The organism is Brevibacillus antibioticus, assembly GCF_005217615.1.
GTDB lineage: Bacteria > Bacillota > Bacilli > Brevibacillales > Brevibacillaceae > Brevibacillus > Brevibacillus antibioticus.
This window is the reverse complement of the sequence record NZ_SZNK01000001.1, coordinates 1219317-1235255: the sequence shown is the minus strand read 5'-3', so window position 1 is coordinate 1235255 and position 15939 is coordinate 1219317. Positions and strand designations below refer to the sequence as shown.

The following is a 15939-nucleotide window of genomic DNA, read 5'->3' as shown; positions in this document are numbered from 1 at the left end:
CTTGATTGCCAAATCTACATTATGCTTGGGAAAGTGTCATAACATTTTCTCTTGCGATTCGTTGGTCGTCATTTTGAACAATTCTCCCCAAATCAACTTTGATCAGTCGATCTGCTGTATGGAAATAACGATCGTCATGGGATATCACAATGACACATCTGTTTTCATCACGCAACTGCGGTAGAATTTCCATATAAAAGAACTCGCGATAGCTTGCATCCTGGTCAGCTGCCCACTCGTCGAACAAGAGAATTGGACGGTCCTCCAAATATGTCACCAGCAAGGCTAGACGCTTGCGTTGGCCGGTAGACAGTTGTGTTGTGCTGAATTTGCCATCAACGATCTCTATCTTATCGTCTAATTGCAATTCTTTCAGATAGTGGCTGATTCTCTCCTGCTTTTTGACATAATCAATCCCGTACATTTTTTCAAACAGGTGGAAATCGGTAAAAATCGCCGAATAATGCTGACTAAGCGTTTCGCGACTGATCGTTTCCCCGTTGATGTAGATCTCCCCGCTGTCTGCTTCATAAAGACCTGTCATCAGCTTGGCCAAAGTAGATTTGCCACTTCCATTTCCTCCAGTGATGAAGGTGATTTCTCCCCCACGCAAAGTCAGATTGATGGGACCGACGGAGAATGTTTCCCCATTTTGCGAACGGTAGCGAAACTTGACGTCTTTCATTTCCAGAGTCTCTACATGTCCAACTGGTTTTGCTCCGGTTCTGGTAGATTCCATCAAAGTTATTTGCTTGATCAGGCCGTTGATTCTCTCCCAACTGATCCTCATCTGGATCAGTGTCGGAACGGTATTCATAATCCCGTGCACTGGACCTGTCATATACAGGAAAACGAAGATATAGTTTCGCAGAACATCCGTGCGGATATCAGAAAAGATCAATGGGAAAATAAACGCCACGATACCAATGACAATTGTAAACAGTAACTCACCAATCACAAAAACGTTGGCAAATTTGGTGTCACCTTCGATCCGCTTGTCACGATATTCTTCACAGCATGTATATATATCGTTGCGAAAATCCTGGCGTTTACCACTGTGGAGGTTAAGCTCTTTGTATCCCTTCACAATAGCCGTAATAAGACGGAAAAATGTATTTTGCAGGTTGCGTGTATCCTCCCAAATCTTTTTCGAAGCTTGGCCGACGAGTGTATACAAACCGGCTGCCAAAGCGATTACCACAACAGATGTCAGCATGCCGTAGAAGTTAACCATGCCTAAGTACACAAAACAGCAGATCAATGTAACTGAATTGGTTAAACCGGTGACCAGCACATTGGCAAAGTTACTAATCAATTCAGTATCATTGTTAAGACCGGCATAGATTTTTTCATTCTCAATTTCTTCAAAACGCTGGTAAGATGTGTTGAGAATTTTGTTGATCATCGTCAAGCGCTTGGAATAGACTTCGTTGTTGGTCAGTTGGATCAATTTGACGCGTACCAATCTTTGCCCGATGATATAGATCGCAATACCCAGTGCGAAGTATGCCAAAAGCCCTGCTTCATAGCCGTTGGAATAATGGAACGACTCATTGATGACGAAGATAATCAAAGCATTACCCAAACCGCTGGCCACACTGAGAATAACCAGAGAAAAGAAAGATTTTTCGTCGGGTTTGATAAAAATCGCACTAAGCAAGAAATGAATACAAAGAGCGAACACCGCAATAAAAGTCGATGACAGCCCTATTAACAGGCTCTGTGGCCCCCATACCTCAACGAAATTCCACGACATGCCATTGAAGAACACGTTAGGAACGGAATTCAGCACATAATAGAAACCGAACAAAAAGACACCAAAAAAGCCGAACTGCACTGCGGTCATAAATGGTTTGCCGGAAAAACGACGTTGCTTACGAATAAGTTCGATTAGTTTTTTCACAATCATTCCACAGGTGAGCAAGAAGAGCGGCGTCATGATGGATAAGAGAATGACGGAAAGCTGATCAACCCTATTGAAGATGAACTCTTGTGTTGTATCCTCTGCTGGCTGCTTGCCGCGAGCCAAATCCAAGACACCCTCCGCGATCGTTTGGGTGTAAGCGGAGTTGGAATTTGCAAGAACCGCTACTCCCCATTTTTCTTGTGGAAGCAAAACGATGTAGGATGAGAAGTTCGGATTGCCGCCGTCATGGAAGATTTTCACGCCGCCATGTTGCTTGACGAACCAGCCTCCAGCATAATAGGAGCCGTCAATGCTAGGCAGGACGTTCAGGTTGGGCTGATGGGATTCTCTGATGAGCGCAGAAGAAGACCCATTTGTACTCAAAACTAGTTGAGTCTGGAGCCAAGTAGCCATATCCTCTGCATTACTGATCAAATAACCGGCTGGCACATTCCCTCGATATTCAGGAGCATCATAGGGACGAGGCTCGAGAAACTCGTATTTGTACCCTTGGGCCAAACCGTGTTGCGAGGCTTCTGCGCGTGAAAGATACGTCTGATTCATATGAAGGGGTTGAAGCACTTCGTCACGCATAAAGGCTTCATAGCTTTGCCCCGACACCTTTGCGATGACAAGACCGAGCACGTCGTAGTTGATCGTGGCATAGTTATATCGATCGCCAGGTAACGAATCCAATTCTTCATTAATCAACGTTCGCGCAGTTTGTTCCAGAGCATCATCTCCCGAGGCAATTGGAATGTCAGCGATGGTTCTAAAGGGTACTCCGCTGGTATGATGATAAAATTGTTCTAATGTGACTTCTACCGGTTTTCCTTTGTATTGCAGGGTCAACCAAGGTAAATATTTCGTGACTGGATCTTGCAGGTTGACGAGCCCTTTTTCTTGTAACTTTAGAATACCTAATGCAGTAAACGCTTTACTGGTAGAGCCTAGTTCGAAAAGCGTTTCTGGCCCTACGGGAAGCTGTTTCTCGACATCAGCATATCCCACGCCTTTTTCATAAACGACTTGATCCCCTTGAACCACCGAAACGGCGACCCCCGGGATATTTCCCTCTTTCATCTTTTCCTGAATAAATGCCTCGATTTGAGACCAGGTTGTCGTTGAATTGGTGTCTGCAGTCGTCCCTTCGGCAAAGACTGTCATGGAAGAAACCCATTGCATCAGGGTGAACATCACTAATAGTCCCGCCAAACCCCATCTTATTTTTAACACGTTTCCTTCACTCCTTTTCTGCTGCGCGAACGTAAAATTGAATGAAGAGAACGCTGCACACCTACAGTTGTTTCTACCCCTCTGCATTCATCGTAATTCCTTGCGGTTAGGAGGCCGCGACACAGTGATTCAGGCGATCGATGATTTCTCCACAATGCTTCATTTCTTCCGGGCTTGTATAAGCATTGCCTATAATGATGGAACGAACGCCGTATTCCACATAGCGTGTCAAATATTCCGTTACTTTGTCATAGCTGCCGACCACTAACGAGGAGTCACCATCCATATCCGTACGGGGGAAAAACACATCCTTCTCCAACAGCGAATACATGCCTGCCTGCTGTCGCTGGCTTTTGAACAACTGGCGAACTCGGAAGATCGTCTTTTCTTGTTTAGCGACTTGCAGGGCTTCATCTGCAGTTGGACGGGCGATAATGTTGATTTTTATTCCAAACTCTAATCCGGCATCTTTAAGTGGAAAGTGGAAGTCATGCAAAAACTGATCAAGGCAATCGGGAATCATCAAGGCAGAATCCCCGCAGGAACGAATTGCATCCATAGCCAAGGATGAGAGACTACCGCTAGCGACGAAAAGCTTTGGTATAATCTCTGACGGTAACGCACTGTTGATAGTCAGTTGATCGTATTGATAATTGATACTCTCCCATGTAAGGGGTTCGGATGAGGCAAACAACTTGCGGATGATGTTGGTGTACTCGACAAGGCGATGATACCGCCCTTTTTTATCCAATGACTCTTTTACTTCCAGCAAATCTTGCTTGATCGAACCGCTGATCATATTCAAGTTGATTCTTCGGTTATATAAATGGCAAATCGCGTGTACTTTCTTGGCAAGCGAGTGTGGAGGCATGTTGTAAGGCTGAACAGCTACAAGCGGAGTAAATGTGGTAGTATGCTGCAAAACAGCGCAAGCCACGACAAATGGGTCAAGTGTACTGTTCTTATAGGAAAGCAAAACACCTGTAAAGTGATTACATTCAAGACTCTTCATGGTTTGTAATATTTCATCCAAATGATAGTCTTGCGAAATTGGCAATTTAAAATCACTGTATACTTCAACTGTGTTTCTCAAATGATCACCGCTTATATTGTTTTTTGGACCCGTATGCACTATTTCGAGTTTTTAATCATCAATCGCTCCCAAAGTAAGAATGGACTTCACCTATACAAACATAGAACCGCAAGAAGTGATTGCCCTTTTTCTTCAGTGTGACAGATTTTGGACCGTAGACCGGAGACAGTCGACAGATGATATGCTCCGCTTCTAGGTAGTTATTTATTGCCATCCAGTAAGCATAAATACCCTGTGATTCATGCTCATATGACCGCTATGAAAGCATGAGCCGATATTGTGATAGATTGTGAATATAGTAATTTTTTCAATTTTTAGTATGTTTTAACGTTATTATATCCCTCGAATTATGTCAACGTTTTTGTAATAATCAACAGAAATTTCTGTCATATTTTGCAGAAATATATCACTTGTACGGGTTTCTTCTATTATTTTGTAAAGTCGCTGTTGAAGCTGATCTAGAGGAAGCTGTTTGGTTGTTAGGATTGTCTTCAAATGGGACAGTGCCTGACGTATTTGTTCGACGCTAGGCGCTGCGTTGCTCCGGTCTATCTCTTCAGCGATTTCATTAATCATCTGGTATGGCTTGACGACCCCTTCCTGATATTCTTCCTCATTCCAATTGCGATTGCGTGTGGCGACGGCTTCCACGAGGCAACTATAAATAAAGTCGCGATAGCTCGCCATCGACACTGTCGCATTCTGGGTCTCATATTTTAAGGCAGATAGCTTCCGTGCTTCTATCACCAGATCACGTTCTTCGTTTTTTCCGAAGGAATACCCTTTGATTAGAGGGGCGTTTTGTTTGGTGAGATTAGTGATGATAGCTTGTGGCCCCATCTCAATCGCGGTGGTTATACCCTGCTCTTGCATGTATGAATAGGTTTGTTGCCATTGCACAGGATGAGTCATTTGCTGGATCAGGTTGTCACAAATCTCCTCTGGATGTTGGTAGGGACGCGCTGTTACGTTGGATATCACAGGAAATGCAAAGTCATAATAAATCAGATTTTGCAATTCAACTGCAAGCTTATCTGCCGCAGTCTTCATCCGCATGCAGTGAAACGGTGGGCTCATCAAAAATGGTGTGATCTCTCCCCCTCGCTCGATCCCCGCATCCTCCACGCTCATTACGGCCTGCTCGTCACCAGCGATCAATACTTGATTGGCAGCGTTGATCGCTGCGATGCTTGCGAACTGCTGATCAGAGGACAGTCGTTCACACAAACGCGCCACCAGCATATGATCCAAGTTGTTGATCAGACTCATACTATAGCGACCCATTGATGCTACTTCCATTGCCAGTTCGCTTCGCTTGCGCACAACCCTAAGGGTATCCGCATAGGAGATGACCCCACTGCATACCAGTGCTGTGTACTCACCCAAACTATGGCCGGCCGCAAGATCAGGCTTGATACCTATTTCCTGCTGATACACACGGTAAGCGGCTACTCCATAAATCAACATGGCAACAAGTGAGTTCTCAATTTTGTTAAGCAACGAGTGATTACCTTGAAAACAAATCTGGGTAATGTCGTATCCCAGAACTTCATTGGCTTCCTTAAACGTGGCACATGCAACTGGAAATTCATCACATAAAGCTTTTCCCATTCCGACGAACTGGGAGCCTTGTCCTGGAAATAATAGTGCTATGCGTTCCATTGTTCACCTCTTTGACTCTGCAATCTTTCGAAATCTTTAGTACTATGCAGTAAATCATCTTAATTATTTTTAATTTCGTTATAATAGGATTGAAATTTAACTGAATCAATAATCATAGAAAACTATAAATATACAATAATTCTTTTCGGTTTGGTTACTTAGGAAATCATTCTAGTATTTATACGTAAAATGATATTGAGATTATGCCAGATCGTTTGCAAGCTAGACCAGTTGGTCAATGACAAGCTCTTCCCGCTCGAATTTCGACCTCCCTTGTTCCTCGGACTTTTGTAGATCTCCATTCTCAAAAATGGGAAACTGCTTGATCTGGAGCTGGAAGCTTTCCTGCAAAGCGGCAACATGATCTGCATTGAAACCTTCGGCTATCATTCCGATACGGATTACCTCACCAGCATTAAACTCAGTTTTTTGCTTGTGTATGCGAACACCTTCAGATTGCAGAAAATGGATTACCTGATACGGGGTAAGGGTTGGATCTTTTGCTTCCAAGAAAAAAAATCGTTTTTCCATCTCTGTAGTAATATCGCTTAGTCTACAGCTTTTACTCGTTCTACCTTCTCTCCATTCAGGCTGTCGGATATACGGCTGTGAAAGCAAGTATGCCAAATCCTCTATCACGGTGTTACCAGTGACCTGCACTGCTTTGTATGTATCCTGAATCGAAGCTAGCGGGTGGTCTAGCGGCAGTAGTGTAAGTTTCACGGATAAGTCAAGGTCGCTGTCCGTTTTGCTTGCTTGTGCCAACAGTTTCATCCGATAGCCTAGCGCCCTAGCAAACTGCAGCTGGCAGATTGTCAGTTGGGAAATTCCTTCTCGTGCCACCGAGTTCAGGGGAGGTGCCTCTCCAAACAGCAGCAACTGCGACAGAAGGTAGAGTTCATATTGTGGGTCAAAGCCTTCTACGTCAGCCATTGGGTCCATATCCGCAAACCTTTGTACAGAAGTAATTTCATTTGCGAACTGGAAATGATGCAAAACACCGAGATTCGGGATTCCGCCAGCTCCACTAGATTCATAAGCGAAATGAACCTGATATTGATTGGCCAGATTGATCAGCGAATTCCCGCATTTAGCCAACAATTCCTTGTTTGCGGTCACCACGTGACAACCTTGCTTGAGTGCTTCTGCTATATACTGATAAGCTGGCTCCACACCGCCTATTACCTCGACCAAAACATCAATGTCGCTCTCCAGCACTTCTGCAAAACGGTCGGTTAGCAGGTCGTTCTCCACTTCTATCTGCCGCGTTTTTGTTACATCGCGAACCAGCACTTTCACGATTTCCACCCTTTTACCCAACCGTTCCGTAAGCTTCTTTTCCTGAGCTCGAACTGTGTTTACCACACCTGTTCCAACAGTACCAAAGCCCAACAATCCTACTCGGATTACACTCATTTGGACATACACCCCTCCGCGTATGGAAACCTTTGCTCAATAAGGCTTTTTGATGAAGTATTGAAGTCGCTTTTCACTCCCGAGGCAGATTTTGTCAGGAAGGATAAACCTTGAATCTCTAGACCGCAAGTGATCATAGTATCTGATTTATTGGTAATGATAAAAACCTTTACCCGACTTTCGTCCAAGCAAGCCCGCGTCTACCATCTTGCGAAGGAGTGGTGCAACTCGGAATTTCGGGTCTTGAAAGTCGTAATGGAGCACCTCAAGAGAGTTGAGAACCGTGTCCAAGCCTATCAGGTCAGCAGTTTCGAGTGGCCCCATGGTGTGACCGAAGCATTTTTTGAAGATATCATCCACCTGCTCGGGGGTTGCTACCTGGTCTTGCACGACAAAAACAGCTTCGTTCATGTACAAGTGGGAGATGCGATTGGAGACGAAGCCTGGCATATCGTTGACTATGATCGCTTCTTTGCCCAGTTGGGTGAGGAACACTTCTGCTTTGGCGATGGTTTCTTCGGAGGTGTGAAATCCTTTGATCACCTCGATGGTTTGCTTCATGAAAACAGGATTCATGAAGTGCATGCCGATCACCTTCTCAGGACGCTTGGTGATGCTACCTATCTTGGTGATGGAGATACAGGAGGTATTCGCCGCAAAAATGGTTTCAGGTGCGCAGACTCTGTCCAGTTCTAGGTAGACTGCATGCTTAATGTCCCAGTTTTCCGTGACATTTTCGACAATATAGTCACACGAACTGACATCTTCTATGCTGGTTTTGAAAGTGACTTTGGTTAGCACCTCTTCTTGGGTGAGACGAGGTACACATTTTTTTATCATCGGGGCGAAGCGGATGGTTTGAAGGATTTCCTTCTTTGCTTTTTCAAGGGCGCGTTCGTCCATGTCTACAAGAACGGATTCGATGCCATGCAAGGAAAGGTCCACAACCATTCCGATTCCCATTGTACCAGCGCCGATAATACCGATTTTTTGAAACACAGCATTCACTCCTTTTAAACATTCCCTGGTGGATGATAATGAGATGAAGAGGTGTGTCCGAAGGCTGTGTCAAAACAGAGAGAGACTTGTTTCACCCATGTATGGTTGGCAAAACAACTAGATTAATTTCATCTCACTCATCTATTCAATGTTTTGACTTATTCCGTTACGTGGATCTTTACATAGTCAGGGAAACTAGGTGAACGTGACAGACCTGCTTCAAGCACTTCTTTGTTGCCCTCATTAGCGACTTCGCGAAAACCTGCCATCTTAAGCGTAATGTACATCATACGATTGCGGTCGTTCCTGATGAATTCGGCAAGCAGGCGAACATTGTTTTTCTGAGCCAATTGCATGATGTAGTTGAGCATTATGGAACCTACGCCACGAGACATTACACGGCAAGACATCAGAAGGAGCTTGAGATTCCAGACGTTTTCGGTTATCTCTATCAGTACGAGACCGATTTTGCCATAGGTACCGAATTTGTCGTCGAGGCTTGCGACAAACAGCTTGTGTTGCGATGATCTGAGGAATCCTTCCAGTTCTTCGTATGAATAGGTGTAGCCGGTTGTGTTCAGCTGGTTTGTGCGGACGGTCAGCTCTTCAGCGCGTTGCAGGTCTTCAGCGGACGCTGGTACGATGGACAATACCATATTGAGAGAAGCGAGGAAGCTTTCCTGTGGACCCATGTACTCTTCTTCCGCTACTTTACGCTGGAGATCGCTCAAATACATGAAGCGGCGCTGTTTGGAATCTTCTGTATTAAAGGTCGGTGTGAATGTTTTCATCTCAAGGATTTCATTTAGGCGATCAGCGTTGATAGTGAGAACTTCTGGATAAGTGAAAGCCACTTCTTCTAGCTCATAAGGCTGGTCATCGATGAAAGCAATGGTATCTAAGTTAATATTGAGTGCATCAGAGATAGCTTTGAGAGACTGAGATTTTGGATTCCAGTCTATTTGCGGGTAGAGAAAATATTCAGTGAGGCCCAATTCTTGGAGCTTTTCCATGACCTGCCCATATTCGTTCTTACTTGCGATAGATTGCAGGATACCGCGGCTGTCAAGGGTTTTGATAACATTTACAACGTTCTCGCGCAGCTTTACGTTGTCGTCTTCGAGCAGGACGCCGTGCCACAGCGTATGGTCAAGGTCCCAGACGAGACATTTGATTTTCTTCTGTTCAGCAGCAAGTCCGGTTTCGAACTTTGACTGTACCATGGTTTATTCCCCCTGAGAAAAACACGTGTCTAGTACATACTGTCGGCGATAATAATTTCATGCATTTGAGTGGTTCCCTCGATGATTTCCATCACGCGGCTGTCACGATAGTAGCGCTGGAGTGAATTCTCTTCACTGCACCCATATGCGCCGTGAATTTGGATGGCATCTGTGGTGATTTTGGCAAGCATAGTCGAGGCAAAATATTTGGCTATCCAGGTTTCCTTCATGGAGTTTGGGTGTGCAATATCTTTCAGAAAGGAAGCCTGATGGCACAATAGTCGGGCGGCTTTCACGTTGGTGATCATTTCTGCGATCATCTTTTTGATTAGCTGGTGGTTGGCGATTGGCAAACCGAACTGGATTCGGCTAGCGGTGTACTCCAGACATGCGTCAATACACGCTTGTCCGATACCGACGCAACCCGATGCGATCGTGAAGCGACCATAGTCGAGGCAGTTTGTTGCGACGTAGGTCAGACCGAATCCAACGCGACTCAACATGTTTTCTTTTGGAATCCGGCACTCATCCATGTGAAGTTCTGCCAGCATAGAGGCACGGGTACCCATCACGCCTTTAATTGGGTGTGTGGTAAATCCAGGGCTGTTACGTTCTACGAGGAAGGCGGTCGGCCGCCCTTCGCATTGAGCGAATACTAGGTAGAGATCAGCGATTTGACCATATGTAATCCACTTCTTTTTTCCATTGAGAATGTAGTGGTCGCCAGACAAGACAGCTGTCGTCTCGATGTTTTTAGCATCTGTTCCAATATTCGGTTCAGTCAGGCCAAAGGCGCCGAGTAACTCACCAGTAGCGAACTTCGGCAGCCAGCGGTCCTTCTGCTCTTGATTCCCCCATCTGAGGATGGAGAGTGAGGCCATGCCGTGCACAGTCAGCAGGCTACGCACGGATGAACATCCACGACCAACCTCTTCGTTCAAAATTCCTAAGGAAACATAATCAAGACCGCGGCCACCGTACTCTTGGGGGAGTAATGCCCCCAGATAGCCATGATCAGCCATCTTCATGATCAACTCCGGTGGAGTGACCTCTTCTTTGTCATATTGATTTGCGATAGGAACAATCTCATTGTTGACAAAAGCCCTGATTTCTTCTTGCCAGGTCTGTTGTTTTTGGGTCAGTTCAAGTATCATAGGTTGTCTCCACCTGAGCTTCCGATAAAATTGACAATTGAGACTGTTTTTTCTCAATGAGTTCTGCAATGGCATTGATGGATTTGAGATTTTCTAGATCGAGGTCATCATTGTTAAGCTCAATACTGAATTCAGATTCGAGGAACATTACTAGTTGCATCGCGAAAAGAGAGTTGATGAAGCCTAGTGCGAACATATCTTCATCGTCTCGCAGCTCACGCTTACGGAAAAATCGAGTTAAAAATGTGCGGATTTTGGCTTTGGTTGCTTCCATGGTTCATTCACCTTTCGCTTCATAATTACCAGTTTCTCGATGGTAGGGATTTTAGCAGGAATTTCTTTTCTATTCAGAAATCACCGAAAAGTTTTAACTTCCAATTTATTCAATGTTAACATTTGGATATCGTTTAGTATAGATTCTTTTTATTCCTAATTATTGAATTTATTCCCTCACCCCTTTCAATTGGTCCATCATACTTTTATCAACTTGCTAGGAGATCGTAGTACCCTATACTGTCCTCAGGTTGGATGTTACGACAGCCAAATTAAATTTCCGCGCATATGTCTTGTTTTTTCCTCTTGAAAAATCCCTCCTGTATTCAGTACGGGTATCTACCAAACTGTCCACACAATAGGGATAAGGCAGTTTATGTTGATTTTTGCGTTTTCCCAGGAAAAGCGAATCAATAAACCGAGTCTAATCTCACTTACGTTTATTCAAAGAGTCCGTCCAGTTCGTCCTGGCTCAACTCGACGGTATTAAAGTCGCATGGCGTGAACTCGGTATTCTCTTTTCCGCAACAATAGTTCACGATCTCCTCAATTTTTTGCAGGAAGATGGCAAGGAAGCGCTCCATAGTGGAAGAAGTAAAATTGTTCCTGCTATAGACAAGACGGATGGTCAGCACGCTGTCAGTAATCACCGCGTTGATATCGATGAGAGACGTGATGTGATTAGATAGGCTGGATTCCGCCCCATGACTTTTGTCTGAGAGCGTAAACCACTCATTACTGATGTTACTGTCACCGAGGTAGTTGAAACGGACGAGGCTGTGAGTGTCATAAGTAATGGTTTTGGACAGATATTTCAGTATTCCGTATCCGATCCCTTTTTGCGGAATCTGGCGCAGTTGTTCCTTGATTGATTTAATCAGAGTGCTGGGATCTGTTGTACTTACTTGTAAACGAACCGGATACATACAGGTGAACCAGCCGATCGTTCGCGACAGATCAATATGGTCGAACAACGGTTCACGTCCATGACCCTCTAGTTCGATCATGACTTCCCCTTTTTGAATAAAGTGGTCGATGGCTGCGGCAAGAGCAGTGATCAGCAGGTCATTGGCGTGGGTGTTGTAGGCTTTGTTAGCCTCACCTGTAAGCTGGCGGGTCAGATCTTGAGACAACTCTGCAGAAATGGTTTCGCATTGAGCCAGTTCATGTATGTCGTGGTTGTGATCCGTTGGGAACGCTATGGATGGTCCTGTTAAAACCGATTGCCAATAGGCTTGTTCAGCGGCGAGCATATGCTGCGTCTGGCTGTAGTCGGCCAGAGCGTCTGCCCATGCTTGGACGGAGTGGCTTTTGGCTGGGAGTTTCCCGATGTGTCCTTGTTTCATTGCTTCCAGCAAGGTCGTTAGGTCTTCGAGCAGAATACGCCAGGAAACGGCATCGATGATCAGATGGTGTGCAGTGATCAGCAGCTGCTGTGTCCCTTGTCCGAGGTTAAATAGCATGATACGAAACAAAAAGCCTTTTTCCAGATGGAGGCTGGCTTTGGTTGCTTCCGCATGCTGCTGCCGCTCGCGTTTTTGTGCTTCTGTGTCAAAACCAGACAGATCTTGTGTCTCGATCGGAACTTCTGCTTTCAACAGACTTGCATCATAGGCCAGCGCTTGCTGTGCCGGGTCAAAAACGAGGCGCAGGGTGTCATGTTGCACAATCAGTTGGCGGAAGGCACGAGTTAAGGCATCAGGGCTCACCGCTTGCTTCATCGTGAGTAATACTGATTGATTCCAGTGATGTGGGTCGACAAAATCCTGTTGAAAGAACCATTCACTGATCGGGAGCGGTTTCGACACGCCTTCGGCTGGTGCCTGTTCAGCGATGTTTGGTTGCTTCGCATCAATGGTTGCTGCGATCTCTGCCAGTACGGGATAGGACAAGATGTCTTTAACTTGCACGTGCAGTCCCTCGGCACGGAGCTTCGCTACGATGCGAATCGCTTTGATTGAATCACCACCAAGCAAAAAGAAGTTGTCGCGGATGCTGAGTTCCTCTATTTGCAAGACATCACGCATGATTATGAGCAGTTTATCGGCGATCACCTGGTTGGTGACGGGCTGATCAAGCGACACTGCTTCGATGGTGGTTGGGTCAGGCAGGTTATTGCGGTTCACTTTACCGTTTGGTGTGAGAGGGATTTCATCTATCAAAACAAAGTAGGCGGGGATCATGTAGCTTGGCATACTCTCGGCCAAATAGTTTTTGAGCGTGACTGCCGATACGACTTGTTCCATCACAAGATAGCTTATCAAGTACTTATTGCCTTGCGTGTCGATACAGTCGATTACAACAGCATCGCGGACTCCGGGATATTGGAGCAGTCGATTCTCGATCTCACCCGTCTCAATGCGGTATCCTTTAATTTTGACTTGCGTGTCGCTTCTGCCTAGATAAAACATAGACCCGTGTTCCTGCCGGATGGCTAAGTCCCCAGTCTTGTACATGCGGCTGCCTTGGCGGAATGGGTTGAGGATGAAACGTTCGCTGGTCAATTCTGGACGGTTGAGGTACCCTTTGGCTACACCGTCTCCGGATATATAGATTTCCCCTGTCCCCCCGTCTGGCACCGGTTGCAGGTTGGCGTCGAGCAGATAGATTTGGACGTTCGCAATCGGTTTGCCGATTGATACGGACGGGCCCATGTCCAATGCCGGGTCATAGCGGTGAAACATACAGCCGACGACGGTTTCGGTCGGTCCATACTCATTGAAGATCTTCACATGACCACCGAAGCTCTTGGTTACATCATGGGCAAGCGCAGCTTTCAAGTCTTCCCCGCCGACAATCAATGTGTGAATGGTGGATCCTCGGTTGTCTTGGTTTTTGATCAGTGACAAGTGAGCCGGTGTCAACTTGATGATGGTCGCCACTTTCTCACGCAATATCCGGTGTAGAATGAACTCTTGCTTATCTTCGGGGTAAATGGCAATCCCGTTTCCGTTGATAAGCGGTGTAAAAATCGAGGTAACGGTCAAATCAAAAGCTAGCGAGGAATACAGCCCAAATACGTCATCTGCAGAGCGAATGTAAGTCTTACTGGCCCAGCTAATGTAGTTAATCAAACCATGATGTTCGATGATCGTTCCCTTCGGATTGCCTGTAGATCCTGAAGTATAGATGACATAGACCGGATCGCTCAGTTCGTTGACGTGGTCCAAGTTGGTACAATTTGAGCTGTACAAGCTATCATCGACCAAATTCACCACATCTCCCTTGAACGTAACCCCTTCCGGTATGCACATGTTTGTCAGAATCAAGGCTGTACCGCTATCATTCAGTAGATAATTTATGCGTTCCAACGGGTACGTCGGGTCAATTGGTACATAAGCACCCCCTGCCTTAAGGACAGCGAGGATTCCCACGATCGTCTCAATGGAATGTGAAGACATCAAGCCGACAAGTGACCCACGTCCCACTCCCTTATTTCGCAGGGTGTGCGCGAGTTGATTTGAACGATTGTTTAATTTTTCATAGGAAACGGTTTGGCCTTGGAAAATAACACTTGTTGCCTCTGGTGTGGCTGCCGCTTGGTGTTCGAACAGAAAGTGCACGGGTTCATGAGGATAAGGAGCTACGGTCTGGTTGCGGTTGTATATCAATTCCTGACGCTCTTCTTCGCTCAGCAGTTGCAGGGATTTGATCGGCTTGTCCGGTTGTGCAATGGCCTGCTTCAAGAGATTCACCATCTGCCTGAACATTCGATTGATCTCTTTTTCTGTGTAATCGCTAGTTTTGTAGTCCCATTGAAGCTCTAGCTTGTCGGTTCCCGACCATTCTTTGATGACCAACTGCAAGGAGTAGTTTTGATTTCCGCTGTAGAACTCTTCGTTCTCAATCGGTGCGCCGTCGAGCTCATTGTTTAGCTTTGTGTTATAGTAGTTGACGCACCATTGGAACAAATGATCATAGCCTTGCTGGGTCAATTGAAGGTCCTGGACGAACAAATCATATGGATATTTTTGATGGAACAGGCTCTGGTACATATCGGCCTGCACTTCATTTATCCACTCCGCGACACTGATTGTTTGGTTGATCGTGCCTCTAAACGGCATGTTGCTGGTAAACATCCCAACAATATTTTTCTCTTTGACACCAGAGCGGTTGAGGACAGGCACGCCTATTATGATGTCATCCTCTCTAGTCGTTTTTGCCAGATAAATGAAGACAATAGCGACAAACAAGGAGTTAAGCGAACATTTACGCGTCTGCAAGAACTCGTACACGGAATGCGCGGTATCCGCTTCCAGATAGAATCGCAAACGCTTACCCGCCACGGAGTCCGAGCTTCTGCTGAGGAATGCCCTTGGAAAATTGCTTAGTCTTTCATTCCAGTAGGCTTTGTCTTTTTCATAACGAGAGGACGTTAGATAATTTTGCTCCTGCTCCAAATAATGAAGATAAGTAGAGGTAATACTGCCATCCACCTGTTCCCCTCTGAGGAGTTGCATGTAGAACGTACTGATTTGATTCGTCATAATCAAGATCGTCCAGCCGTCAGAAACGATATGGTGGAGTTTTACAAAGTAAGCATTGTGATCCTCTGAGATATGTAAAAGCGCGAAATCAAATAACGGTGTGTTGTTAATCTGAAAACCGGTTTGGAATTCTATCTCCGCCCACTCGTCTGCCGCTTTCATCGGGTCTGTTTTCCGGGAAAAATCTAGATACGGAAGTTTGTGCTTCACATACGGCATCACATACTGACTCGGCTCTCCCTCTTGTTCCGTTATTTGCAAACGCAGGCCTTCATTCTTCTTGATGAAAAGCTGAATTGCTTCTTCTAATACCGAAAAATTCACCTTCCCATGAATGTGCACTAGTCCACCAATGTTGTACATCGAGGTGTGAGGATAAAATTTTTCTATAAACCAGATTCGTTTTTGGGGATGCGACAAAGGGTAGTAAACAGGTATAAACATCGAATTATTCAGCCATCCTTTTCTGAGTGATCTTTTAGAATAATCT

The 15939-nt window shown here is 45.5% G+C and carries 9 protein-coding genes; all 9 read right to left on the bottom strand.

The window, feature by feature from the left end; genetic code table 11:
* Positions 1 to 19 precede the first annotated feature (19 nt).
* The 9 genes from E8L90_RS06165 to E8L90_RS06125 all read right to left on the bottom strand — a co-directional run bounded on the left by E8L90_RS06165 (position 20) and on the right by E8L90_RS06125 (position 15893).
* Positions 20 to 3142 carry a cyclic peptide export ABC transporter gene (locus E8L90_RS06165; RefSeq protein WP_162309044.1) on the bottom strand — a complete coding sequence of 1041 codons (3123 nt, stop codon included), beginning with the start codon at positions 3140 to 3142 and terminating at the stop codon, positions 20 to 22.
* A 106-nt stretch (positions 3143 to 3248) separates the two neighbouring features.
* Complete coding sequence (locus E8L90_RS06160; protein WP_162309043.1) at positions 3249 to 4235, bottom strand: LLM class flavin-dependent oxidoreductase; 987 nt, start codon at positions 4233 to 4235, stop codon at positions 3249 to 3251.
* A gap of 333 nt (positions 4236 to 4568) precedes the next feature.
* Positions 4569 to 5897: an ACP S-malonyltransferase gene (gene fabD / locus E8L90_RS06155; RefSeq protein WP_137028444.1), complete on the bottom strand. Its 1329-nt coding sequence runs from the start codon at positions 5895 to 5897 to the stop codon at positions 4569 to 4571.
* Positions 5898 to 6119: 222 nt separating this feature from the next.
* On the bottom strand, positions 6120 to 7313 hold the full coding sequence (locus E8L90_RS06150) for a homoserine dehydrogenase (protein WP_137028443.1): 1194 nt from the start codon (positions 7311 to 7313) through the stop codon (positions 6120 to 6122).
* Positions 7314 to 7460: 147 nt separating this feature from the next.
* Positions 7461 to 8312 carry a 3-hydroxyacyl-CoA dehydrogenase family protein gene (locus E8L90_RS06145; RefSeq protein ID WP_137028442.1) on the bottom strand — a complete coding sequence of 284 codons (852 nt, stop codon included), beginning with the start codon at positions 8310 to 8312 and terminating at the stop codon, positions 7461 to 7463.
* A gap of 158 nt (positions 8313 to 8470) precedes the next feature.
* Positions 8471 to 9535 (bottom strand): HAD-IIIC family phosphatase, encoded by a 1065-nt coding sequence (locus tag E8L90_RS06140; protein ID WP_137028441.1) that lies wholly within the window; start codon positions 9533 to 9535, stop codon positions 8471 to 8473.
* Between the two features lie 29 nt (positions 9536 to 9564).
* Complete coding sequence (locus tag E8L90_RS06135) at positions 9565 to 10689, bottom strand: acyl-CoA dehydrogenase family protein (protein WP_137028440.1); 1125 nt, start codon at positions 10687 to 10689, stop codon at positions 9565 to 9567.
* On the bottom strand, positions 10679 to 10963 hold the full coding sequence (locus E8L90_RS06130; protein WP_137028439.1) for an acyl carrier protein: 285 nt from the start codon (positions 10961 to 10963) through the stop codon (positions 10679 to 10681). Before E8L90_RS06130 ends, E8L90_RS06135 begins: the two co-directional genes overlap by 11 nt.
* 439 nt (positions 10964 to 11402) lie before the next feature.
* On the bottom strand, positions 11403 to 15893 hold the full coding sequence (locus tag E8L90_RS06125; protein ID WP_137028438.1) for a non-ribosomal peptide synthetase: 4491 nt from the start codon (positions 15891 to 15893) through the stop codon (positions 11403 to 11405).
* Positions 15894 to 15939 lie beyond the last annotated feature (46 nt).